This window comes from Mesorhizobium sp. USDA 4775 (genome assembly GCF_054062655.1).
In genome coordinates this window covers 2,313,119-2,336,692 of the sequence record NZ_JBSSFM010000001.1, presented here as the reverse complement: position 1 = coordinate 2,336,692, position 23,574 = coordinate 2,313,119, and the positions used below count along the sequence as shown (strand labels likewise).

At 64.2% G+C, this 23,574-nt stretch carries 21 protein-coding genes; 12 read left to right on the top strand and 9 right to left on the bottom strand.

From position 1 onward, the window contains the following. Nucleotides 1-3: 3 nt before the first annotated feature. A complete protein-coding gene (locus ACVILI_RS11205) occupies nt 4-1,500 on the bottom strand; it encodes an FAD-linked oxidase C-terminal domain-containing protein (RefSeq protein WP_027047180.1) in 1,497 nt (498 codons plus the stop codon). 125 nt (nt 1,501-1,625) lie between these two features. Beyond that, nucleotides 1,626-2,948, bottom strand: a complete 1,323-nt coding sequence (locus ACVILI_RS11200; protein ID WP_010914419.1) for a DUF3422 family protein — start codon at nt 2,946-2,948, stop codon at nt 1,626-1,628. Between the two features lie 224 nt (nt 2,949-3,172). Here ACVILI_RS11200 and ACVILI_RS11195 point away from each other — a divergent pair, with 224 nt between their 5' ends. From ACVILI_RS11195 to ACVILI_RS11185, 3 genes are read left to right on the top strand one after another with little or no spacing between them, the layout of a single operon-like run. Continuing rightward, nucleotides 3,173-3,976, top strand: a complete 804-nt coding sequence (locus tag ACVILI_RS11195) for an FCD domain-containing protein (protein WP_019860026.1) — start codon at nt 3,173-3,175, stop codon at nt 3,974-3,976. Nucleotides 3,977-3,999: 23 nt separating this feature from the next. Beyond that, nucleotides 4,000-5,136, top strand: a complete 1,137-nt coding sequence (locus ACVILI_RS11190) for an alpha-hydroxy acid oxidase (RefSeq protein WP_019860027.1) — start codon at nt 4,000-4,002, stop codon at nt 5,134-5,136. A 37-nt stretch (nt 5,137-5,173) separates the two neighbouring features. After that, a complete protein-coding gene (locus tag ACVILI_RS11185; protein ID WP_038644895.1) occupies nt 5,174-5,941 on the top strand; it encodes a metallophosphoesterase family protein in 768 nt (255 codons plus the stop codon). Between the two features lie 44 nt (nt 5,942-5,985). Here ACVILI_RS11185 and ACVILI_RS11180 read toward each other — a convergent pair whose 3' ends face one another. Further along, nucleotides 5,986-6,117, bottom strand: a complete 132-nt coding sequence (locus ACVILI_RS11180) for a hypothetical protein (RefSeq protein ID WP_257784452.1) — start codon at nt 6,115-6,117, stop codon at nt 5,986-5,988. Nucleotides 6,118-6,415: 298 nt separating this feature from the next. Continuing rightward, nucleotides 6,416-7,114, bottom strand: coding sequence for a type 1 glutamine amidotransferase (locus ACVILI_RS11175; RefSeq protein ID WP_457102441.1), 699 nt, complete (start codon nt 7,112-7,114; stop codon nt 6,416-6,418). A gap of 87 nt (nt 7,115-7,201) precedes the next feature. Between ACVILI_RS11175 and ACVILI_RS11170 the strand changes: the two genes are divergently transcribed. From ACVILI_RS11170 to ACVILI_RS11155, 4 genes are all read left to right on the top strand, one after another. Next, nucleotides 7,202-7,849 (top strand): hypothetical protein, encoded by a 648-nt coding sequence (locus tag ACVILI_RS11170; RefSeq protein WP_038644893.1) that lies wholly within the window; start codon nt 7,202-7,204, stop codon nt 7,847-7,849. 31 nt (nt 7,850-7,880) lie between these two features. Next, nucleotides 7,881-8,615, top strand: a complete 735-nt coding sequence (locus ACVILI_RS11165) for a 16S rRNA (uracil(1498)-N(3))-methyltransferase (RefSeq protein ID WP_038644891.1) — start codon at nt 7,881-7,883, stop codon at nt 8,613-8,615. A 143-nt stretch (nt 8,616-8,758) separates the two neighbouring features. After that, on the top strand, nt 8,759-10,132 hold the full coding sequence (locus ACVILI_RS11160; protein ID WP_038644889.1) for a glutamate--cysteine ligase: 1,374 nt from the start codon (nt 8,759-8,761) through the stop codon (nt 10,130-10,132). A gap of 89 nt (nt 10,133-10,221) precedes the next feature. Further along, entirely contained in the window at nt 10,222-11,235 is a 1,014-nt protein-coding gene (locus ACVILI_RS11155) for a DUF937 domain-containing protein (protein ID WP_038644887.1), read from the top strand. Nucleotides 11,236-11,406: 171 nt separating this feature from the next. Here the strand turns inward: ACVILI_RS11155 and ACVILI_RS11150 are convergent, their stop codons facing one another. Then, nucleotides 11,407-11,697, bottom strand: coding sequence for a DUF1127 domain-containing protein (locus ACVILI_RS11150; RefSeq protein WP_019860034.1), 291 nt, complete (start codon nt 11,695-11,697; stop codon nt 11,407-11,409). A 177-nt stretch (nt 11,698-11,874) separates the two neighbouring features. On the opposite strand from ACVILI_RS11150, the gene ACVILI_RS11145 reads away from it, so the two are divergent. Continuing rightward, nucleotides 11,875-12,831 carry a LysR substrate-binding domain-containing protein gene (locus ACVILI_RS11145; RefSeq protein ID WP_019860035.1) on the top strand — a complete coding sequence of 319 codons (957 nt, stop codon included), beginning with the start codon at nt 11,875-11,877 and terminating at the stop codon, nt 12,829-12,831. An 8-nt stretch (nt 12,832-12,839) separates the two neighbouring features. Here ACVILI_RS11145 and ACVILI_RS11140 read toward each other — a convergent pair whose 3' ends face one another. Then, the gene (locus tag ACVILI_RS11140; RefSeq protein WP_027047182.1) at nt 12,840-15,056 is read right to left on the bottom strand and encodes a bifunctional diguanylate cyclase/phosphodiesterase; all 2,217 of its coding nucleotides are present in this window, start codon (nt 15,054-15,056) and stop codon (nt 12,840-12,842) included. A 130-nt stretch (nt 15,057-15,186) separates the two neighbouring features. Here ACVILI_RS11140 and xseA point away from each other — a divergent pair, with 130 nt between their 5' ends. Both xseA and ACVILI_RS11130 read left to right on the top strand, forming a co-directional pair. Beyond that, nucleotides 15,187-16,752 carry an exodeoxyribonuclease VII large subunit gene (gene xseA / locus ACVILI_RS11135; protein ID WP_038644885.1) on the top strand — a complete coding sequence of 522 codons (1,566 nt, stop codon included), beginning with the start codon at nt 15,187-15,189 and terminating at the stop codon, nt 16,750-16,752. A gap of 2 nt (nt 16,753-16,754) precedes the next feature. Further along, complete coding sequence (locus tag ACVILI_RS11130; RefSeq protein WP_038644883.1) at nt 16,755-17,891, top strand: DmpA family aminopeptidase; 1,137 nt, start codon at nt 16,755-16,757, stop codon at nt 17,889-17,891. Nucleotides 17,892-17,951: 60 nt separating this feature from the next. On the opposite strand, the gene ACVILI_RS11125 is transcribed toward ACVILI_RS11130, so the two are convergent. The 3 genes from ACVILI_RS11125 to ACVILI_RS11115 form a co-directional block, all read right to left on the bottom strand. Then, entirely contained in the window at nt 17,952-18,203 is a 252-nt protein-coding gene (locus ACVILI_RS11125) for a DUF768 domain-containing protein (RefSeq protein ID WP_019860039.1), read from the bottom strand. A gap of 390 nt (nt 18,204-18,593) precedes the next feature. Then, nucleotides 18,594-19,283 (bottom strand): SDR family NAD(P)-dependent oxidoreductase, encoded by a 690-nt coding sequence (locus tag ACVILI_RS11120; RefSeq protein ID WP_038644881.1) that lies wholly within the window; start codon nt 19,281-19,283, stop codon nt 18,594-18,596. Nucleotides 19,284-19,582: 299 nt separating this feature from the next. Continuing rightward, the gene (locus tag ACVILI_RS11115) at nt 19,583-20,602 is read right to left on the bottom strand and encodes an isopenicillin N synthase family dioxygenase (RefSeq protein WP_019860041.1); all 1,020 of its coding nucleotides are present in this window, start codon (nt 20,600-20,602) and stop codon (nt 19,583-19,585) included. A 590-nt stretch (nt 20,603-21,192) separates the two neighbouring features. Here ACVILI_RS11115 and ACVILI_RS11110 point away from each other — a divergent pair. Continuing rightward, nucleotides 21,193-22,242, top strand: a complete 1,050-nt coding sequence (locus ACVILI_RS11110) for a hypothetical protein (RefSeq protein ID WP_019860042.1) — start codon at nt 21,193-21,195, stop codon at nt 22,240-22,242. A 32-nt stretch (nt 22,243-22,274) separates the two neighbouring features. Then, a complete protein-coding gene (locus tag ACVILI_RS11105) occupies nt 22,275-23,567 on the top strand; it encodes a hypothetical protein (protein WP_038652198.1) in 1,293 nt (430 codons plus the stop codon). Nucleotides 23,568-23,574: the final 7 nt, after the last annotated feature.

Here is a 23,574-nt window from a genome sequence, read left to right as displayed (position 1 = left end):
CCCTCAAAACCTCGGAATGTCCGGAAATGCCACCTGCCCCCGGTGCACATGCATGCGCCCAAGCTCGGCGCAACGGCGCAGTTGCGGGAAGACTTTTCCCGGGTTGAGCAGATGGTTGGGGTCGAAGGCGCATTTGACGCGCATCTGCTGGTCGAGATCGACCTGGTTGAACATTTCCGGCATCAGATCGCGCTTCTCGACCCCAACCCCATGTTCGCCTGTCAGCACGCCGCCGACCTTGACGCAGAGGCGCAATATATCGGCGCCAAAACTTTCGGCCTTGTCGAGTTCGCCGGGAACATTGGCATCGTAGAGGATCAGCGGATGCAGATTGCCGTCGCCGGCGTGGAAGACATTGGCGACGCCGAGACCGTATTTTTCCGACAACTCGCGCATGCCGGCGAGCACGCGCGGCAATTCCTTGCGCGGGATGGTGCCGTCCATGCAGTAGTAGTCGGGCGAGATCCGGCCGACCGCCGGGAAGGCCGCCTTGCGGCCGGCCCAGAAGCTCAGCCGCTCCTGCTCGGATTGCGAGATGCGGCAGGTGGTCGAGCCGTTGCTTATGGCGATCGCCTCGACAGCGGTGATGAGGTGATCGACCTCGACGCCCGGCCCGTCGAGCTCGACGATCAGCAACGCCTCGACATCGAGGGGATAGCCGGCATGGACGAAATCCTCAGCGGCATGGATCGCCGGCCGGTCCATCATTTCCATGCCGCCGGGGATGATGCCGGCGCCGATAATGTCGGCGACGCACTGGCCGCCCTGCTCGCTGGTCGGAAAGCCGATCAGCAGCGCGCGCGCCGTTTCCGGCTTCTTCAGGATGCGCACCGTAACCTCGGTGACGACGCCGAGCAGGCCTTCCGAACCGGTCATCACGCCAAGCAGATCGTAGCCTTCGGCGTCGAGATGGCTGCCGCCGAGCCGCACCACCTCGCCATTCATCAGCACCATCTCGATGCCGAGCACATTGTTGGCGGTGAGGCCGTATTTCAGGCAGTGCACGCCGCCGGAATTCTCCGCGACATTGCCGCCGATCGAGCAGGCGATCTGGGAGGATGGATCGGGGGCGTAGTAAAAGCCCTCCTGCTCGACGGCGGTGGTGATGCCGAGATTGGTGACGCCCGGCTGGGCGACGACGATGCGATTTGGAAAATCGATCGCCAGGATGCGGTTGAAGCGGCTCATCACCAGAAGCACCGCGTCTTCCAGCGGCAGCGCACCACCCGACAGCGAGGTGCCGGAACCGCGCGGCACGACGCGGATGTTGCGGTCGTTGCAGTATTTCAGCACCCGGGAGACCTGCGCCACCGTCTCGGGCAGAACGACGACCAGCGGCAATTGCCGATAGGCGGTCAGGCCATCGCTCTCGAAGGCACGCATGGCGTTGGCGGCGTCGACCACGCCCTCGCCCGGCACGATGATGCGCATGTCGGCGACGATCTCTTCGCGCCGACGCATCGTGGCGTCGTCTGGTTTCGGCATGGCCAGGCCGGACATCAGCAGCCTCATTTTGCTTCACTGGTCAAAATCTTTTACCAGTGAAGCGCGCTGCTTGCAAATGCCGCGGTGATGGGAGGCGCCCGCGTCGGGCCGGGACAGGTTTCCGCAGCGGCAATCTGCCGCTATTCGCCCGGGTGCTTGGCCGGCTCGGAATGCATCCGCCGCACGCGGCGCACGCCCCACCAGACCAGCAGGATGGCGACCGGCACCGAGGCGGCGGTGACGACTTCCGGCGCGAAAGCATGGCCGAAGATCGAGGCGCCCTTGGCGACATAACCGATGAGCCCGACGACGTAGTAGGAGACGGCGGCGACCGAGAGGCCCTCGACGGTCTGCTGCAGGCGCAGTTGCAGCCGGGCGCGGTTGTTCATCGAGGCGAGCAGGTCACGATTCTGCTTCTCGACCTCGACATCGACCCAGGTGCGCAGCAGCGTCGTGGCGCGGGTCAGTTTGCGCGACAGATTGGCTTGCCGCTCCTCCACCGAGCGGCAGGTGCGCATGGCAGGCGCAACGCGGCGCTGCAGGAACCCACCCCAGGTGTCATAGCCGGGCACGGCCTCTTCCTCGAGCGCTTCGAGCCGCTCGACGACAATGCCGTCATAGGCGCGGCTGGCGCCGAAGCGGTAGAGGCTGGAGGCAGCGTCGGCCTCCAGTTCGGCGGCAAGTTCGGTCAGGTCGGCGAGCAAAGTCTGGCTGTCGCGGGTCTCGGCGACCTTCATTTCCAGCGTGGTCTGCGCCAGCCTGTCCTCGATGCGGCGGGCGCGGCCGGACAGGGTCAGCGCCAGCGGCAGGCCGAGCATGGCGAGCGTGCGATAGGTCTCGATGTCGATCAGCCGCTGCGACAGCGCCCCGGTACGCGCCGGCGTCAGGCCACGGTCGAGCACCAGGATGCGGGTCATGCCGTCGCCATCCTGGCGGAAATCCGTGACGATGGCTGCGTTGCCGCGCTCAACCAGCGAGTAGCACAGGCTGGTCGGGTCGAAAGCCGCAATCAGCCGCTCGCTCGTCTGCGTCCATTTGCGGATCTCCAGCCGAATGCCCGAAATGACGGTGCCCGGCGGCGAAAAGCCGTTGCCGAAGGGCGTATCCTCCTGCGCCCTGCCGCTTTCGGAAAGCGGGCCCTCCCAGAGATAGGTCGAGAACTCCGTATGCCGCTCCCAGCGCAGCGAACCCTTGCCCCACTTCATCGCATGGTGACGGGCCTGGCGATCGGGCGCGGCGATACCGAGGCGCCGCGACAGTTCGGAAAGCACGGCATGGTCGACGCCGGAGCCACCCTCGGTCATGAAGGCGAGTTGCACCAGGACGCGCGGCTTTTCGATGAGCGGATGCGGCCGGGCATGGACCTCTCCCAGCGCGCCGGGCCGGCCCTCATGCGCGGGGAAACCCATGACGCTGCCCTTGGCGCGCGGCTGGAATTCGAGATTGGACGGGTCGTCTGACACGGCTTGCCCCCCGGGGTTCTCTAGACCCTCTTTCTCTGACCTTTTGGCAGTCGCGTCCCTCTAGAGCCAATAGGCTGACGACGCAAACAGCAAAGTTTAGCCGAAGATGATATTGCGCCGGGCGGCGAAACCGACACGCTTCGACCAATTGGATAAATAATTTGACCAGTTGGCGACGCAGGCTTTATCCTGCGCGACACCGGTTCAATTCCCAGGCACAGCTGTTGAGCGATATTTTTTCCCGGATCGAGCATTCGCGCACCGCCGACGAGGTGGTGCAGCAGATCGAAAGCCTCATCCTCGAAGGCGTGCTGCGCACCGGCGACCGGCTGCCGGGCGAGCGCGAGCTGGCACGCCAGTTCGACGTATCGCGGCCGATCCTGCGCGACGCGCTGAAGGCGCTGGAAGGGCGCGGGCTGCTGACGACCAAGGCCGGCGGCGGCACGCATGTCGCCGACATCATCGGCCAGCTGTTCACCAAGCCGGTGGCCGACCTGATCTCGACGCATCGCAAGGCGGTGACCGATTATCTGGAATATCGCCGCGAGATCGAAGGCATAGCCGCCGAATATGCGGCGCGGCGCGCCACCCCCGAGGATCTGGCGCTGCTCGACCGCATCATGGCGCGCATGGACGAGGCGCATCGCACCGGCGATTTCGACGACGAGGCCGAGATCGACGTCGAGTTCCACCAAGCGATCTGCGAATGCGCGCACAACATCCTGCTCTTGCACACGCTGCGTTCCTGCTACCGGCTTTTGTCGGAAGGCGTCTTCCAGAACCGGCTGCTGGTCTTCACCGTGCCTGGCGCGCGCGAGGCGCTGCTGGCGCAGCACAAGGCAATCCACGCCGCGGTCAAGGCCGGCGATCCCCACGCTGCCCGGCACGCGGCAATGGACCACATGACCTATGTCGAGCGGTCGATGGCCGAAGCCGAGCGTAGCGGCGACTGGCAACGCGTGTCACGGCTGCGGTTGCGGCAGCGTTCGGAAGCCGGCGACACCGAACCGGCGCGCAGGCGCTCCTAGTAGTACGATCAAGCAGGGACATCATGAGCGACATTCTCACCATCGCGGACCTCAAGGATCTCGCCCGCCGGCGCGTGCCCAAGATGTTCTTCGACTATGCCGATTCCGGCGCCTGGACCGAGAGCACCTATCGGGCCAACGAGCAGGACTTCCAGAAGATCAAGTTCCGCCAGCGCGTGATGGTCGACATGAGCAACCGCTCACTGGAATCGACCATGATCGGCCAGAAAGTGTCGATGCCGGTGGCGCTGGCGCCGACCGGCCTGACCGGCATGCAGCATGCCGATGGCGAGATGCTAGCGGCACAGGCGGCCGAGGAATTCGGCGTGCCTTTCACCCTGTCGACGATGAGCATCTGCTCGATCGAAGATGTCGCCTCGGCGACGACGAAACCGTTCTGGTTCCAGCTCTATGTGCTGCGCGACAAGGATTTCGTGCTCGATTTGATCGATCGGGCAAAAGCGGCGAAATGCTCGGCGCTGGTGCTGACGCTCGACCTGCAGATCCTCGGCCAGCGCCACAAGGATGTGCGCAACGGGCTTTCGGCGCCGCCCAAGATGACGCTGGCCAACATCATTGACCTGGCCAGCAAGCCGCGCTGGTGCCTGGGTATCGCCGGCACCAAGCGCCGCACCTTCCGCAACATCGTCGGCCACGCCAAGGGTGTCGGTGACGTCTCTTCACTGTCGTCCTGGACAAACGAGCAGTTCGACCCGCAGCTGTCGTGGAAAGATGTCGCCTGGATCAAGGAACGCTGGGGCGGCAAGCTGATCCTGAAAGGCATCCTCGACAAGGAGGACGCGCTGATGGCGGCCAAGACCGGCGCCGACGCGATCGTGGTTTCCAACCATGGCGGGCGCCAGCTCGACGGCGCATCGTCCTCGATCATGGCGCTGGAAGAAATCGCGGACGCGGTCGGCGACAAGATCGAGGTGCATATGGACGGCGGCATCCGCTCCGGCCAGGACGTGCTGAAAGCGCTCTGTCTCGGCGCCAAGGGCACCTATATCGGCCGGCCATTCCTTTACGGCCTGGGCGCGCTCGGCAAGGAAGGGGTTACCAAAGCGTTGGAAATCATCCGCAAGGAGATGGACATCACGCTGGCTCTGTGCGGAAAGCGTCTGGTCACCGACATGGGCAAGGATCAGCTCCGGCGCTAGGGTCCGGTGACAGCCTGACCACGGAGACCACGAGGCGTTGGCGGAACCCGGCATCCATTTTCTCGACGCGCATGGGCCGGAAGGTGTGCGTCTTTACGCCATCGGCGACGTGCATGGCCGGCTCGACCTGCTGGCAGCCATGCACCAGCGGATCGAGAGCGAGCTGGAGTGGAAACCGGTTCGCGACTGGCGGGTGATCCATCTCGGCGACTATGTCGACCGCGGACCGGATTCCAAGGGCGTCATCGATTTCCTGATCGCGGCGCGCGAACGCGATCCTCGCCATCTGATGCTCGCCGGCAACCACGACATCGGCTTTCTCGATTTTCTCAGGACCCCCGAGCCGGAAGGGCTTTTCATGCGCTATGGCGGCGTCCAGACGGCGCTGTCCTATGGCGTGTCGCTGACTGCTGACGCCAGCTGGTTCGGCAAGATGGAGACGATGAGACGCGGACATCAGGCCCTGCTTGAGGCGATGCCGCCGGGCCATGTCGATTTCCTGCGATCGCTGCCGTTCTCGCTAACGTTCGGCGACTTCTTCTTCTGCCATGCCGGCATCAGGCCGGGCATTCCGCTGGACAAGCAGAATCCGCAGGACCTGATCTGGATCCGCGACGTTTTCCACGATCACACCGGCCTGTTCCCGAAGATTGTGGTGCACGGCCACACACCTGTCCCCGAGGCCGAAGTGATGGCCAACCGCGTCAATGTCGACACGCTTGCCTGGCAATCAGGCATGCTGACCGCCCTCGTCGTCGACGGGGCGGACAAACGCATCCTGGAAATGGCTATGAAGGGAGCTTGAGCCCAGCCGCGTCGCAGGGATGCGTCGCGAGCGGGCCGGCTTTTCTAGCGAAGCGAGGCGGTGACGCCGTAGCCGTCGACGGCGTTGTGGTTGTTGGCGGCATCGGCGGAATAGATGCCGAGACCGCACAGCACGATGGCGGACAACATGGCAAAGGACAGAAGAGCTGCTTTCACGGACGTCATCTCTTGTTGAGCTTCCTGCATCTGTGCACCAGGCGGTTACCAATGCGTTGAAACGGAGAATTCGCTTCAAAGTTTCGACGATTTCGCGCTTCTAAGCGCGTTCTGTATCGGAGGTGTGTCGCACGGGTCACACAAAAGGTTCATCCCGGTTGCACAGCCGATGCAGAGCGCGCGCCTTCTAGGATGGCGGTCTGACACAAGCCAAGGATGAAAGGGGTTTTCCCCAGCCGGTTTCACGGCTGCGTGCCAATTATGTCACGTATGTCACGCGAGGCACGAGGGCAGGCTCTCAGATCGTGGCTACCCAGGCGCGGGCAATCGCCATACCGGCGGCATCGGCGTCGGGTCCGTTAAGGGCCATTTCGCCATCGAGCCTCTCGGCCCAATCGGGATGCCGCGAAGCGAGTGTCGACGCGAAGGAGGTACTCCAGTCCTTCACCATCGGCCGGTCGGCCTCGAAATGGAACTGGAAACCATAGATAGCGCGGCCGACACGGAACGCCTGGTTGTCGGCGACTTCGTTGCCGGCCAGCCGCACGGCGTTATGCGGCAGATCGAACGTGTCGTCGTGCCACTGGAAGATCGGGAACATTTCCGGCAGTTCAGCCAATACCGGATCGGCCCTGGCGTCTGGCGTCAGCGACACGCCGCACCAACCGAATTCATTGGCGCCGCCGATGCGGTTCTCGCCGCCGAAGGCGCGGGCGACGAGCTGGCTGCCAAGGCAGATGCCGAGCACGGCGCGATCCTTGCCGGCGAAATCGCGGGTGAGTTCGAGCAGTGCTGGGAAATAGGGATACTCATCATCGGCCAGCGCATTCTGGCCGCCGCCGAGCACCACCATCGCATCATGCTCCGTGGCGTCGTCCGGCAGCGGATCACCCTTGTAAGGGAGACGCACGTCGAGATCGGCGCCGGCTTCAGCAAGTGCGGCACCGACCTGGCCGAGGCCGGTATTGTCGTAGTTCTGAACCACCAGCACCCGCATCGCAAAACCCTGCTGACATGAAAATGATGCCAGGAGCGATATCATGCCGCCCGCGTTGCAGCCAAGATCGTATTCTGGGAGAGAACTATGCCACTGCAGAACCGGGTCGATCCGTTCGGCACCATCCACGCCGTGCCCGAGCGCGGACTGTTCACCGGCAATCGCGGCATCATCCACGATCCCACGACCAAGACGTTGCTGAAGAAGCGCTGGGCGCTTCAGGCCTGGATCATCTGCATATGCCAATTCCGCAATGTGCGGCGCGAGCCGATGGGCAAAAACCGTCCTGGTGGCAAGGCCGGCTGGACCGAGCTGTTCTTCCTCGACGAGGTGACGGCGCTTTCCGCCGGTCATCGGCCGTGCTTCTTTTGCCAGCGCGAACGGGCCAGGGATTTTGTCGGCCGCTTCGGCGAAGCCTTTGGCATTGCCGAACCCCGTGCGCCACAAGTCGACAAAAGGCTGCACAAGGAGCGGCTGGCGTCGAGTGGCAAACGCCCTGCTGTGGCGATGCATGAGCTGTCCAGCCTGCCCGACGGCGCGGTGGTCGCCACCAGCGGCAACGCCTATGCCTTGCGTCACGGCAAGGCGTTGCGTTGGTCCTTCGCCGGATATGGCCCACCCGCCGGCCTTGGCCAACTGGAAGACAAGGCGCTTATGCTGCTGACCCCGCAGACAACGCTTGCCGTCCTGCGGCATGGCTTTCGACCGGTTTGGCATCCGTCGGCCGAGGCTTGACGCCAGCCGCCGGCTCGCTCATTCCTCGGCCATGCGCGCCAATTACAAGATGCAACGTCTGTTCGTGCCTGACGACCTTGGGCCGGATGCCGAGTTCGACACCGACCAGCAGCAGAGCCATTATCTCATGCATGTGCTGCGGCTTGGCGAAGGCGCCGAAATCCTGCTGTTCAATGGCCGCGACGGCGAATGGTCGGCGGCCATCGCGGCGAAGTCGAAGAAAGAGGTCAGACTCAGGGTGCGGACCTTGCAGCGGCCACAGCCACCACTGCCCGACCTCATCTATTGTTTCGCACCGCTGAAGCAGGGCCGGCTCGACTATCTCGTGCAGAAAGCGGTCGAGATGGGCGCCGGCGTCCTGCAGCCTGTCATCACGCAGCACACGCAAGTGGCCAAGCCGTCCATCGATCGGCTGCGTGCCAATGTCGTCGAGGCCGCCGAGCAATGCGGCATCCTGGCGGTTCCGGAAGTACGCGAAGCAGAAAAGTTCGAACGCCTGCTGACCGGCTGGGACAGAGAGCGGCGGCTGGTCTTTTGCGACGAGGACGCCTCGACCAACAATCCGCTACCTGCCTTGCAGGCCGTAAAGGAGAAGAAGCTCGCGCTGCTGGTCGGGCCGGAGGGCGGCTTTTCCGACGATGAACGCAAGATGCTGCGCGCCCTGCCCTTCGTGACCGCCATTCCGCTCGGTCCGCGCATCCTGCGCGCCGACACGGCGGCGGTGGCCGCACTTGCGGTGATGCAGGCAACTGTCGGAGACTGGTAGGACGTCATGTCGTGCAAGAGGCCGCCCGGATCGTGGCCTTCAATTCCTCTTGACCTGTGGCTCAGGATTTTTCGCTTGATCGGCTACTGACATTTCGTCCATTTACCGCCGGCGGTCGCCCGACCGCCTCTGAGGGCTGAACCATGGCGCGCGACACAACCGATTTCCGGCCGATCGAAGGCGTCGACGAACTCGTCGACCACCTGGCCGAGGGCAACAAGCCGCGCGACAAGTGGCGCATCGGCACCGAGCACGAGAAATTCCCCTTCTATGTCGACGGCAACGCGCCGGTGCCCTATGGCGGCGAGCGCGGCATCCGCGCCATCCTCGAAGGCATGCAGTCAAAGCTTGGCTGGGATCCGATCATCGACGACGGCCGCATCATCGGCCTGGTCGAACCGACAGGCCAGGGCGCGATTTCGCTGGAGCCCGGCGGCCAGTTCGAGCTTTCCGGCGCGCCGCTGGAGACCATCCATCAGACCTGCCGCGAGGGCAATGCGCATCTGGCGCAGGTGCGCGAGATCGCCGAGCCGATGGGCATCCGCTTCCTCGGGCTCGGCGGCAGCCCGAAATGGTCGCTGGCCGAAACGCCGAAAATGCCGAAGTCGCGCTATGAGATCATGACGCGTTACATGCCCAAGGTCGGCACCAAGGGCCTCGACATGATGTACCGTACCTGTACGATCCAGGTGAATCTCGACTTCGAGAGCGAGGCTGACATGCGCCGCAAGATGCAGGTGTCGCTGAAGCTGCAGCCGCTGTCGACGGCGCTGTTCGCCAACTCGCCCTTCACCGAAAGCCGGCCGAACGGCTTGCAGAGCTGGCGCGGCGACATCTGGCGCGACACCGACAACCAGCGCTCGGGCCTGCTCGAATTCTGCTTCTCGCCCGATTTCGGTTTCGCCGACTATGTCGAATGGGCGCTCGACGTGCCGATGTATTTCGTCATCCGTGACGGCCGCTATCACGATATGACGCGCATCACCTTCCGCCAGTTCATGGCCGGTGCCGCGCGCAACGAAGTGCCGGACGGCCTGCCGACCATGGGCGACTGGGCGAACCACCTGTCGACGCTGTTCCCCGACGTGCGGCTGAAGCGTTTCCTCGAAATGCGTGGCGCCGATGGCGGCCCGTGGCGGCGCATCTGCGCGCTGCCGGCCTTCTGGGTCGGGCTGCTCTATGACGAGGCGGCACTCGATGCGGCCGAGGCGTTGACCGCGAGCTGGACCTACAAGGAAGTGCTGGCGATGCGTAACTCCGTGCCCGAGCTCGGCATTGCCGCGCCCTTCCGCAACGCCACGCTGCGCGAGATGGCGCGCGATGTGCTGGCCATTTCGCGCACCGGGCTGAAGAACCGCGGCAAGAAAAACCGCGACGGCTACGACGAAACCTCGTTCCTCAACACTTTGGACGAGGTGGTCGCGCGCGGCACGACCAGCGCCGAGGAGATGCTTTCAGCCTACCACACGCGCTGGGGCGGCTCGATCGAACCGGTGTTCATGGAATACGCCTATTAACCGCGCGCGTTAGGGAGCGGCAAAAGCCGCTTCAATCGAGCATTGAAACGAATTAGGCTCCCTTCCGAGGAATTCAGGAGGAGAAGCCGATGCCTACCTTGTTCGAAATGCTGGCGCAGGCCCAGAACGGCAACGGCATGCAGGCCCTTGCCCAGCAATATGGGCTTTCGATGCAGCAGACACAGGCAGCGGTCGCCGCCCTGCTGCCGGCCTTTTCGCAAGGGTTGCAACGCAACACCGCCGATCCTTACGGGCTCGGCGCCTTCATGACGGCGATGGCAAGCGGCCAGCACGCCAAATATTTCGAGGACGCGACGCGCGCCTTCTCGCCGCAAGGCGTCGACGAAGGCAACGGCATTCTCGGGCATCTGTTCGGCTCGAAGGACCTGTCGCGCGCCGTCGCCAGCCAGGCGGCGCAGGCGAGCGGCGTCAGCCAGCAGATCCTGCAGCAAATGCTGCCGGCGATCGCCTCGATGGTGATGGGCGGACTGTTCAAGCAAACGACAAGTCAGATGCAGGCCGCAGGCGGTTTCGGCGGCGGCAACAATCCGCTCGGCGAGATCATCGAGCAGATGATGCGCCAAGGCGGCATGCAGGCGCCGGCGCCACAACAGCGCCAGGCACCTCAGCCCCAGAACCCGATGGACAACCCCCTCGGCAAGGTCTTGCAGGACATGTTCGGCGGCAGCGCACCGCAACCGCAGCCGCAGCCGGCACCCAATCCCTATGGCGACAATCCGTTGGGGAAGGTGCTGCAGGACATGTTCGGTGGCGGTACCCCGCAACCGCAAGGCCGGGCGCAGCCGCAGCAGACGCAGAGCCCCTATGGCGACAACCCGCTCGGGAAAATCTTCGAGGAGATGCTGCGCGGAGGTGGTGGAGGTGGCTTCGGCATGCCTGGCGGGCAGCCGGCGCCGCAGCCGCAGGCACCGCAGCAGCGCCAAGCCCCACAGCCGCAAACCAATCCCAGCGGCCGGCCAAGAAACCCGTTCGACGATCTGTTCGGCAAGATGTTCGAGACCGGCGCCCAGCAGCGTGACGACTACCAGAAGGGCGTGGAAACGATCTTCGACCAGTTCAAGCGAGACATGGACCGTCGGTAGGCGCCAAACCTACGGCCCTTTCTGAGCAAGCCAGACAAGAAAAGCCCGGTCCTTGGGAGGACCGGGCAACGTGCAGGCAGGCCGGCGGGGAACCGGCAGGGAGTGGGAAGCCTGCATAATCCTTGGTCGCGCTGAACCCTGAAAAGGTTCAGCAGGACCGAAATCAGCCGATCAGGCCACCTTGCGGGCGATGTCCTCGATCGTTTCGACGCGATCGCTGGCGATTTCGCGCAGGATCGCGGTCGGGTCGCGGCCGAACGGCACGTCGATGGCGACATGCAGGTCGGCGCGCGTCAGACCGATATCGGCGAGCTCAGCGTCCGACATCTCGCCAAGGCGATAGAAGGCGCGACGGTTTTTCCAGGCGCGGTAGAAATTGAAGACGGTATTGGCCACGCGCATCGCAACGGCCGGACGCGAGGTGATGCGCGAGGTCTCGGTGGCGAAATCGATCGTGGTCATGTCGGTCTCCTTCAGTCTCGAACAGACAAAGCCAAGCAGTCGGCGCTGGCGACAGCGGCCGTTCCGGCTTCGATTCACATGCCTTCATGTGGATGTCAGCAATTTGCCATCGACCGATTGATTAATCCAACGAATGTTTTTAATCTTTAGCATCAACACCAGTGATGGATCACGCCGATGAAAGCGCCGCTCGATCTCGATCAGTTGCAAACCTTCATCTCGATCGCCGATACCGGCAGCTTCACGCGGGCGGCGGAAGAGGTGCACCGGACCCAGTCGGCGGTGTCGATGCAGATGCGCCGGCTGGAGGAGCGGATCGGCAAGCCGCTGTTCGAGAAGGAGGGGCGCTCCAACAGGCTGACGGAGGAAGGCGACAAGCTGCTCTCCTATGCAAGACGGCTGCTCTACCTCAACCGCGAAACGCTCGCCGCCTTCGACGACCAGCGGCTCGAAGGCACGATCCGCATCGGCACACCGGACGATTATGCCGACCGTTTCCTGCCCGAGATCATGGCGCGCTTCACGCGCTCCAACCCGCGCGTCGAGCTAACAGTCATCTGCGAGCCGACACCGGGACTGGTCGAGCACATCAAGCGCGGCAATCTCGACCTGGCGCTGGTGACGCACAATGATGTGCGCGGCCAGTCGGAGGTGGTGCGGCGCGAGCCGCTGCTGTGGGTCACCTCGGCCAATCATGCCACGCATGAACAGGAAACGCTGCCGATGGCCTTTGGCCGGCCGAATTGCATCTGGCGGCGCGCCGCCGTCGATGTGCTGGACCAGCAGAACCGCGACTATCGCATCCTGTTCACCAGCTTCTCGGCGACCGTCATCACCGCCGCCGTGCTATCGGGCCTGGCGATCTCGGTGCTGCCGGAATGCGCGCTCAGGCCCGGCATGCGGGTGCTGGGCGAAGCCGACGGCTTCGGCGCCCTGCCCGACTGCCGCATCGGCATCATGCGTGGCCAAACCTCGCGGCCTGAAATCGTCGATGCGCTCGCCCGCCACATCTCGGAGAGCCTGGACAACATCTCGGTGCCGCTCGTCGAAGAGGCCGGGACGTTCGATTTCGCCGCACTTGCCTACGCCAAGATCAGGCGGACCAAGGCAAACCAGATCCTGCCGGGCTGGTAGGACGGCTCTCAGGCACGGGCAGTGGCTTGACCGCCCTGCTCGCCGGGCAAAGCCAGACCCGGCAAGCCAAGCAACTGAACCGGCTCCAGCGGCGGCGACAGCAGGTAGCCTTGCAGTTGATGGCAACCCATGCCGACGAGCAATGCCTTTTGCTGCTCGGTCTCGACGCCTTCCGCGGTGACATCGACGTTAAGCGCGATTGCAAGGTCGATCAGCGCCTTGACGATTGCCGTCGAATTGCCCTCGGTGCCGAGCAGGCGCACGAACGAACGGTCGATCTTGAGCTTGTCGATGGCGTGACGCCGCAGATAGCTCAGCGACGAATAACCGGTGCCGAAATCATCGAGCACGATGCCGATGCCGGCCTGGCGCAGAGCCACCAGGGCCGCCGCGGTCATATCGTTGTTTTCCAGGAGGACGTTTTCGGTGATCTCAAGCTGCAGACGTGTCGGCGCAAGGCCTGTCTCGGCAAGGATCGCAGCGACCATTGTGGGAAAGCCGGCATCGCGCAGCTGCAGCGGCGACACATTGACCGCCACCCATGGCAGCGCCGATCGAACGGCGAACCGGCAGGCTTCCAGCAGCACCCATTTCCCGAGTTCGCCGATCAGGCCGCGTTCCTCGGCGATGGCGATGAACTGCGCCGCCGGTAGGGCGCCATGGACTTCGTGGCTCCAGCGGATCAATGCCTCCGCGCCAAGGATCGCCCTGCCGTCAACGGCAAACACAGGCTGATAGTTGAGCTTGATGCCCGTGCCACCGATCAGCGCCTTGCGCAGTTCGCTTTCGACCTTGCGCTTGCGCAGCAGCAGATCGTCCATGTCGCCGGCAAAGACCTGGTAGCGGCCGCGGCCATTTTTCTTGGCTTCGTAGAGCGCGATGTCGGCCTTGCGCAGCAGATCGTCGGCGTCGGCCTCGGGACCTGTCGACACGGCGATGCCGATGCTGGCACTGACAAAGACCTGATCGTCCATCAGTTTGAAGGGTTCCCGCAACCGCTGCTGAAGCAGCTCCGATACATCCTCGGCATCACGCACGCCGCGGATGTCGACGAGAATGACGGCGAACTCATCGCCGCCAAGCCGCGCCACGGTGTCGACGTCGCGAATGGTCCGTTGCAGCCTGGCCGCGGTCTGGCGCACCAGTTCGTCGCCGGCCGGATGACCGAGCGTATCGTTGACATGTTTGAAGCGGTCGATATCGAGATAGAGTAGCGCCACCTTGGCGGCATCATGGCCGGCAGTCAGCAAGGCGCGGCGCAGCCGGTCCTCGAACAGCGCTCGGTTGGGCAAGCCTGTAAGCGTATCATGAAAGGCAAGATACTGGGCTTCGTTGCGGCTGGTCTGCAGCGCCGTGGATGCGCGACGCAGACGCCGCAGTAGAAATGCCAGCACGCTCGCCGCAAGGAGCATCGCGGCGATCAAGGCTGGGCCGGCCTTGCGCATCAGCGTCAGGCCGGGGCGCTCCTGATCCCAAGCGATATAGCCCAGGATAACCCCACGCGAGTCGAGCAGCGGGATGGCGGCCGAGCCAGTCGGCTGCGACAACGACAGGAGATGCGCGCCGTCCAGCAGATATTTTCGGGCGATCTTGTCGATAACGGTGTCGTTGATGAACTCGACGGAAACATACAGATATTCGCTGCCCCGCGCTTGGGTGACGCGGTCGGAGCTCGGTATCAACGGCATGACGCTGAGGATGGCCGGCTTGCCGCCGAGCGATATCAGATCCTCCGCAACCATCTTGACCGGGCCGCCGGCCACAGTCTCGTCCGGTGGCCGGTCGATCAGGCCACGCAGCTTTTCGACGGTGGATCGCAAGGCAGTTTCGTCCTCGGCATAGAGGTCCGGCGCCACCACCTTGCCCTCACGCATGGCGTGGATGGGACGGTTGGCCTCATCCAGCACGTAGACGCGGTTGTGGCCGTAGTAGGAGTACATCCAGACGCTGAGGTTTTCGGCCATCCACGTCTGATTGCCTGATTTGGCATTTATGACGGAATCGTCCCAGACCGAGACACTTTCCTGCTCTCGCTCAACGGCAGCGATCTGGTCCTGCAAGCCATTGGCGAAGAATATCTTTTGGCGCTCAAGCGAAACGTGATCAGCCTGCACGGCGGCGTAGAACCCAAATCCTACGACCATGACGAACGAGAAAGCGGCAAGCGCCAGCACGGTCAGCGTGACCTGATACGTCAATGGGCTCCGATGTGCGCGTGTGCTCATGCGTCCTTGGCCAGCTGCTTCGAGCGCCAGTCAACTAAAATAGGCTTAAGATCGCGATAAGATCGCGCTATGACATGCGGGCCGACACCGGCGCCTTGACGCGAGGCGCCAACCAGCCCCCAATCGGCCGATGAGCGAAGCAGCATCCGAATCACGCACCAACGCCACCGAATACACGGTGAGCGAGATTTCCGGCGCACTGAAGCGCACGGTCGAGGACGTCTTCGGCAATGTGCGGGTGCGCGGCGAAATCTCGGGCTATCGCGGGCCGCATTCCTCCGGCCATGCCTATTTCGCGCTGAAGGACGACCGTGCCCGGCTCGACGCCGTGGTGTGGAAAGGCACGATGAGCCGGTTGAAATTCCGCCCCGAGGAAGGGATGGAGGTGATCGCCACCGGCAAGCTCACCACCTATCCCGGCAAATCCAACTACCAGATCGTGATCGACAATCTGGAGCCGGCCGGCGCCGGCGCGCTGATGGCGCTGCTGGAAGAGCGCAAACGCCGGCTGCAGGCGGAGGGGCTTTTCGACGCCGGCCGCAAACGCCGGCTGCCCTTCATGCCGCGCGTCATCGGCGTCGTCACCTCGCCGACCGGGTCCGTCATCCGCGACATCATCCACCGCATCAAGGACCGCTTTCCGCTGCATGTGCTGGTCTGGCCGGTGCGCGTTCAGGGCGAGACTTCGGGCGTGGAAGTGACCAATGCCGTCAACGGCTTCAACGCGCTGGCCTGGGATGGCTCCATCCAGCGCCCCGATCTCCTGATCGTCGCGCGCGGCGGCGGCAGCCTCGAGGACCTCTGGGGCTTCAACGACGAGGCGCTGGCCCGCGCCGTTGCGGCCTCCGGCATTCCGGTGATTTCCGCTGTCGGCCACGAAACCGACTGGACATTGATCGACCTCGTCGCCGATGTGCGGGCGCCGACGCCGACGGGCGCCGCCGAAATCGCCGTGCCGGTGAAGGCCGACCTCGAAGCGACGCTGGCCAGTCTTGGCGCACGGCTCAAGGCGGCGGCGTTGCGCAATTTCGAACGCAAGCGGCAGGCCGCCCGCGCGGCGGCGCGGGCCCTGCCCTCGCCCGACCAATTGCTGGCGCTGCCGCGCCGGCGCCTCGACGAGGCGACATCAAGGCTCGGCCGTGGCCTGTCCGTCAGCGTCGATCGCAAGCGGGCGCGTCTCCAGGGCCAGAGGCTGACTCCGGCCACGCTGTCGCGGCGCATCAACGAGGCGCGCACGCTGACCGGGCGTGACCTTGCCCGCGCGCAGGCGGCGTTCTTCGCCATTGTGCGCGAACGGCGCGCGCGCTTCGCGCGCACCGCGACGCGGCTGTCGCCGGCACCGATCGCGCGCAGGCAGAAACTGCAGGCCGACACGCTGGCGGCGCTCGCTAGGCGGCAGGATCGGGTCATCTCGCTGCGGCTCGAGCGCCTGCGCGGCCAGTTGAGCCAGGCCGAACGCCTCTTGACCACGCTTTCGCACAAGGCCGTGCTCGCGCGCGGCTTCGCGCTGGTGAAGGATGCCGACGGCGCCGTCATCAAGCAGGCGGCTGACGTGGCATCGGGGATGGCGCTTTCGCTGGAGTTTGCCGACGGCACGGCGGACGCGGTGGCAACCAGCGGTGCGGCGCGCCCAAAGCCGGCAGCCAAGCCATCAACAAAGGCCAAAGAACCCGGAAATCAGGGATCGCTGTTCTGATCATGACCGATAATCCCCACCATCTGGCAACGCCCAGTGGCAAGCCGCGCTTGCGCAGCTTCGGCATCGGTTTCGACGGAACGCCCGGACCGTTCAATGCAATCACCGACGTGCCCGGTGTCGCGGTCGGCTATGCGACGCTGATTTCAGGCGACGGGCCGCTCGTCGTCGGCAAGGGGCCGGTGCGCACCGGTGTCACGGCGATCCTGCCCAGACCGCGCGCCGACCTGGCTACACCGGTCTTCGCCGGCATCTTCAGCCAGAACGGCAATGGTGAGTTGACCGGCTCGCACATCATCGAGGAAACCGGCGCTTTCAACTTCCCCATCACCATCACCAACACGCATTCCTGCGGTGTTTCGCGTGACGGCACGCTGCGCTGGATGCAACGCGTACTGCCCACCGCGCTCGACAGCGCCTGGGGCCTGCCGGTGGCCGCGGAAACCTATGACGGGTTTCTCAACGACATCAATGGCCACCATTTGACATCAGAGCACGTCGCCCAGGCACTCGATGACGCAAACGGCGGCCCGATCGAGGAAGGCAGCGTCGGCGGCGGCACCGGCATGATCACTTTCGGCTTCAAGGCCGGCTCGGGCACGGCGTCGCGCATCATAGGGTGGCAGGGAAATTCCTACACGGTCGGCGCCTTCGTGCAGTCGAATTTCGGCAAGCGGCGCAATTTCACCCTTCGTGGCCTGCGCGCCGGATCCGAACTCGCGGAGCCCGCGATCCGCGAAGGCACGCCACGCGCCGAAAAGGGTTCGATCATCGCCGTTGTCGCCACCGATGCGCCGTTCCTGCCGCACCAGATGAAGCGGCTGGCACGCCGGGTGCCGCTGGGCGTCGCCATGACCGGCGGCTTCGGCTATCACAGCTCAGGTGACATCTTTCTCGCCTTCTCGACAGCCAATCCTGCCGCCGCACTTGCGCCGTCGGGCCGTATCGCCACGGCCGATTTCATTCCCGATACAGACATCGATCCATTCTTCGATGCGGTGATCCAGACGGTGGAGGAATCGATCCTCAACGCCCTGGCCGCCAATGACGACATGACCGGGCGCGACGGCAATTTCGTGCCGGCGCTGCCGAAGGCGTGGCTGAAAGAAAAATTTGGGCTGATAGAAAAGTTCGACTGAAACGAAAACGCGGGCCAAAAAGCCCGCGCATTCAGACAAACAGAAAGTTCAGGGTAGAATCTATTCCGCGGCCTTGCCGGCCGCCTGCTGGTTCTCGTCGGCCTCGGCGGCTTCCTCGAGCCGGGAGGCAATGAGCTCCTGGATGTCGCCGACTTCTTCCTGGATATCCTCCAGGGGAATACCGACTTCCGCAGCCTTGGCGGCACATTCCCTGGCCAAGGTCTCGGCCTGCTTGTCGATCCTGGCCTGGGACTGGCAATGGACCTTTTCGCCGATCCATCCCCGCAAGAACTCGATCGCGTGTTCACTCATACTGCTGTTCCCTGGCGGCAAAGCCGGTTGGTAATCATAAACGTCGGCATCCCGCAAAGGATGCATGCTCCCATTCCAGCCGAGTCGCGGCGAGCCGGCAAGTCAATGCCGTGCAGGGTCCACAGAGCCGAAGGAAATCGAGGGTTCAAGCACATTTCTGATTCTGGAGGGTTGCTTCCGTGAGCTGGATCAACCCAGCTTCGCGCCACTGTTTCTATTTGCTTTTCCGGTTTTCCAGCCGATTTTTGGTCACAAATGATGGCGCAATGCGTAACACATTTTTACAGTCGCTCCGGAGGGCTGCGCTGGGCGCGCCGGTCGAAGCCGCCGCTATATAGTGATATCCCCATGCAATGTCGACTCCCGGAACGTCGCACCTCGCCGGCCCCATCAGAAGGTCTCAACCCAGGGCCTGAGCTCCATTTCCCAAGTCCAGGCGCTGCGGTGCTGGCGATGGATGGAGAGATAGGCCTCGGCGATCGCGCCCGGGGACAGCCGGCGATCCTGCGGCCCGGACTCCTGTCCGGACGCGGCCGAGGCAATGGCGCCATCGATGATGAAATGCGCGACGTGGATGTTCTTCGGCGCCAGTTCACGGGCCATGGACTGGGCCAGGCCGCGCAAGCCGAATTTTGGCATGGCAAAACCGGCGGAGCCGGCGAACCCCTTCACGCTGGCCGTCGCGCCGGTGAAAAGGATCGAGCCCGATCCTCGCGCGACGAGCCGGCGAGCCGCCTGCTGGCCAACCAGGAACCCGCCATAGGCCCCAACCAGCAAAGCTTGACGGACGGCCTCGGGATCGAGCTCCGCTATTGGTCCGCGGGCGCGTCCGCTGGCGTTGAAAATCACTAGCGAGAGCGGGCCGGCCTTGTCGGCGACATCGAACAGGTGCTCCACCGATGCGGGATCGGAGACATCCGTTGCCACGGCCTGCGCGCCGGTCTCGGCCTGCAAGGCACCAAGCTTCTCAATGTTGCGGGCGGCCAGAACGACGCTGAACCCTTCCTTCGCGAGGAGGCGCGCCAGCGAGGCGCTCAAGCCGGAACCCACACCAGCGATGATTGCGACATTGGATGTCATGAAACCTCTCCTTCTTTCCACGGGACTGCGGTCGATGGCAGGCGAATGAGCTGTGGTGAAACTTGCCGGATCGGCGCGGCGACGGCAACGCGCAACGTGGCTAGAAAAAGGCCGGGCGCGAAACCGGCCCGGCCAAAAAGAAGGTCATAACCTTCAGAGGGGAACACCGCTCGGTGAAATGGGAGGAAAACACCGAACGGATTTTTCTCTTTTGAACCGATTCGCGGGTAGATACGACGAATTGTTTTCCAAAGATCGGACAGAATGGCGAAAATCCTATCCTTTGTTCGCCAGGAAGCTCAGCCAACCCGGCTTTCCCCTTCGAGCAGATCCGCATAATGGCGCCGCGCGACGTCGGGATGCGAGCGCAACCGGCTTTTCAGCACATTGGTTCCGACATCGCGAAACAGCGGATTGTCCGGATCGCTGGCCGGCCCCCGCGCCTGCGCCGCCAGCTCCTCGGAAAGGCCAAGCAGCGGGATCGTCGCATCGAGTCTGGCGCTGAAGAAGAACGGCACCGAAATGCGCTCGACGCCGGCGGGCGGCGTCACGACACGATGCACGGTCGCGCGCAAATAGCCGTTGGAGGCCAGTTCAAGCAATTCGCCGATGTTGACGACGAGCGTGCCGGGAATGGGGTCCACATCCACCCAGCTGCCGTCATAATCGACCTGCAGCCCCCTATTGTCATCCTGGAGCAGCAGGGTCAGGAAGCCACCATCCTTGTGCGCGCCGACACCCTGGTCGCCGCCGGTTGCATCACGGCCGGGGTAGCGCACGATCTTCATGCGATGGTTGGGCTCGCTGCTGTAGATCGGGTCGAAGGCATCCTCGGGCTGATCGAGCGACAGGGCGAAGGCTTTCAAGAGCCGGATCGCCACGGCCGTCACCTTGCTCTGCCAGGCAAGCAGAGCCGGTTTGAGATCCGGCAGCGCCGCGGGCCACTGGTTCGGTCCCTGCAGCCGCGTCCAGGCGGGAATTCCTGGCCCTTGCGCGATTGCCTGGCGTTCAACGCCGATGTCGAGCTGCTCGCGCCAGTCCTCCTTGCCCTTGGTCAGTTCGCCGCCGGCGCGGGTGTAGCCGCGAAACTGCGAGGACTTGAGCATCTCGATCGCCCGCTTGTCGGCCTCCGGCAAGGCAAAGAACTGGCGCGATGCGGTGAGCACCTCTGTGATCTCCGCCCAGGAGATGCCATGTCCGGCCAGATAGAAAAAGCCAATGTCGCGCGAAGCGGAACGAAGATCCGCCAGAAATGTCCGGCGTTCCGACGCGCCTTGTTCAAGACGGCTCAGATCGAGCACAGGCACTATTCTGGGCATATCAAGCTCCTTTCCCAGTGCTTTCCGGATGTTGCTTGAAATTTCCGTCCGAAAAACCCAGCCGATTGAACATGCGGCACTTTTGCGCGACCCTGGCCGCCATCATTGCGCGCTAGTCTTATCGACTTCGAATGGCCGGGAAAGGAACGATCGGCCCTTCGGCGCGGCCGTGACGAACAATTTTTCCATTCGCAGGGGCAAGCGGATGATGATCGCGATCCGAGGGAATTCAGGCGGAGTGGGAGTCGCTCTGCCTTGCGCGGCGGCTGCTTCGATATCACCGTCCCTTCAGCTGGCAAGTCCAAGGCCGTAGGGCGAAATATTGGTGGTCGCTCACGATTTGATTGGGCCACATCAATCCACCCTCTCATCGACCACTATGAAAATAAAGATAAAATAATATCTGCATTGTAACTATGATTACGCACAAAATCACTCGACTGAACAGTCGCTGATATTGGCGACCACCTTTCAACTACCCGTTCCTGTCGACTTGAGAGCTATTGTATCGAGGGCGACTATCCCGACCGGCGTTAATCGCTTTGGTCCCGCTCCCCTGAGGGGCCGATCGCTCAAGAGGAGATCTCGAGATGGACGGGTATGACGAATCGATGTTCGACGACCTTGCCTTTGATGAAGCGGAAGGCCCTGCCGACAGTTACGACGAATTCGACGAAATGGACGAGGGCGACGGCTTCGATGAGGCCGACGAAGGCGACGAGTTCGACGAAGGCGACGAATTCGAGGCCTCGGGCTTCGACGAGATGGACGCCGGCGACGAATTCGATGCCGGTGACGAGTTCGACGAAGGCGACGGTTTCGATGAAGGCGATGAGTCCGACGACGATGCCTGGGACCAGGCCATGAGCTACGCGCTTGCGGCTGAAGACAGCGACGAGTTCTTCCGTCGCATCGCCCGCGGCGTGCGCGGCGTCGTACGCACCGTCAGGCGTGCCGCTCCCACAATTGGACGCATTGCTCGCGCGGTGGCACCAGTCGCCAGCCTTATTCCCGGCTACGGCACCGCGATTGGTGGCATCGCCAATGTCGTCGGCCAGTTGATGGCGGACGAAGCCTCCGAGGACGAGGCGCTTGACGCCTTCGCCGAGCTCGCGGTGCGCAATCGTGCCGCCATTCCCGTTGTGGCCGCGCTTGCGACGAGGCGAGTGCTTGGCCCGGTGGCGGTGCGCATGCCCGCGGCCGCACGCACCCAGGCGGTTCGCACCGTGCGCCGCGCCGCCACCCAGCTCGTCAATCGTGGCGGGCCGACAGCGATCCGCGCTCTGCCGCGCATCGCCAACAGCGTCCGCCGAACGGCCGTGACGCGCCGCACCCCGGCGTCTGTCCGGCCGCTGGTCCTGGCGCGTACCGCGCGCCGTGTCGCGGCGCGCGGGCACGGCCTGCGCCGGCAGTTGACCAGGCCCTTGCCGGCTGGTCGCCAGATCGTGCGCCGCACCGCGGCGGCGGTTCGCGCCGGCATGGCCCCAGGACGCAACCTGGCGCGTATCGCCGGACGGGCCTTGGGGCGGACTGCCGGCGGATGGCCAGGCGGTTGGACTGGCGGATATGGCCCAAATCACGGGCGCCGGCGGCGTATCGTGATCCGCGGTCCGGTCAGCATCACCATCCGGCCCAATTAAACCCAGTCGGTGCAACAAGAAGGATCGCGGCGATGCGCACGGGTTCTTCGACCAGGCGGTTCCTGGACACCAAGCTGCGGGCTTTGAAGGCTCGCGCACAACGCCTCAACCGCCTGACACCGAGGCGCATCGGACTTCGTCCCGAAGACCTGCCCTATGCGCCGTCGCGGGCTCACTTCCATGCCGCCAACAAGCGGCTGGCGACCATCGGCAACGCCATCAACCGGCATATCGCCGAGATCGAGCGCGGCTGGCCGCCCGCGACGGCCGAGGTCGCGCTCTCCCAGATGGCGATGCTCGACCGCAGGATCGATCGGCTGCGCCGGACCTTCGGCATGTTCTTCGAGGTGATGTCGCAGCGCGGCTCGGGCTTCGCGCCGGCGCTCGCCGCCCATGATGCGATCGCCCTCGACTGCTACACGGTTGTCCGCGCGGCCTTGCCGGGCGTCTTCGGCGGCCCGCTGCTCAAACCGCTGACCTACATGGAACACGGCTATTCGCCTGCCACGCAGCGTCGCGGCGTCGCCCTTGCCCGCTTGCTCGGCGACAGCAATCCGTTCCCGGTGATCCGCATTCCGTGGGATCGCGACAATCCCTGGCAGTCGGTCTTCCTGCACGAGGTCGCCCACAATCTGCAGGCCGACATGGGCCTATGGCAGGAGAACGCGCAAGCGGTCGCCAACCGCCTGGTCTCGATGCGTTTCGACCCGTTGGTGGTGACGATCCTGCGCCGCTGGCACAAGGAAATCTTCGCCGACCTCGCCGCACTGCTGCTCGGCGGCACCGCGTCGGTCTGGGGTATGATGGAATTCCTCGCCCATCCTGGCGCGCGGGCCCTCACCTATCGCCCCGGCGGGGCGCATCCAACCGGCTGGATCCGGGTTCTGATCTTGACCGAGATGTTGCGTCGCATGGGCTTTGCCGCCGAGGCGGCGCGCGCCGAACGCGTCTGGCGTGGCCTTTACAATCCGGCGCGCGGCCACAGGCTGCCTCCGGTCCTGCTTGCTTCGGTTCCTCGCGTCGTTCCGGCGGTGGTCGACGAGATCGCCTACCAGCCGCGCCGGGGTCTTGGGCAGCACGCGCTGGCCGACGCCATCCCTTTCACGCGCGCCGACGAAGCCCGCATCCGCCGTGGCGGAATCCAGATCGCGGCGGGGCAAGTGCCCGACCTGCCGCCACGTTTTCTTGTGTCGGCCAGCCGTTTCGCGCTGGAGGCCGGCGCCGAACCGGACGCCATTGCAAAGCTTGTCATCAGAAACCTGGCCCAGCGTCAGGCAAACCGACGGCCTACTGCGCAACCGTCCCCAGCCGCACTCGTTGCATGAGGTGAGA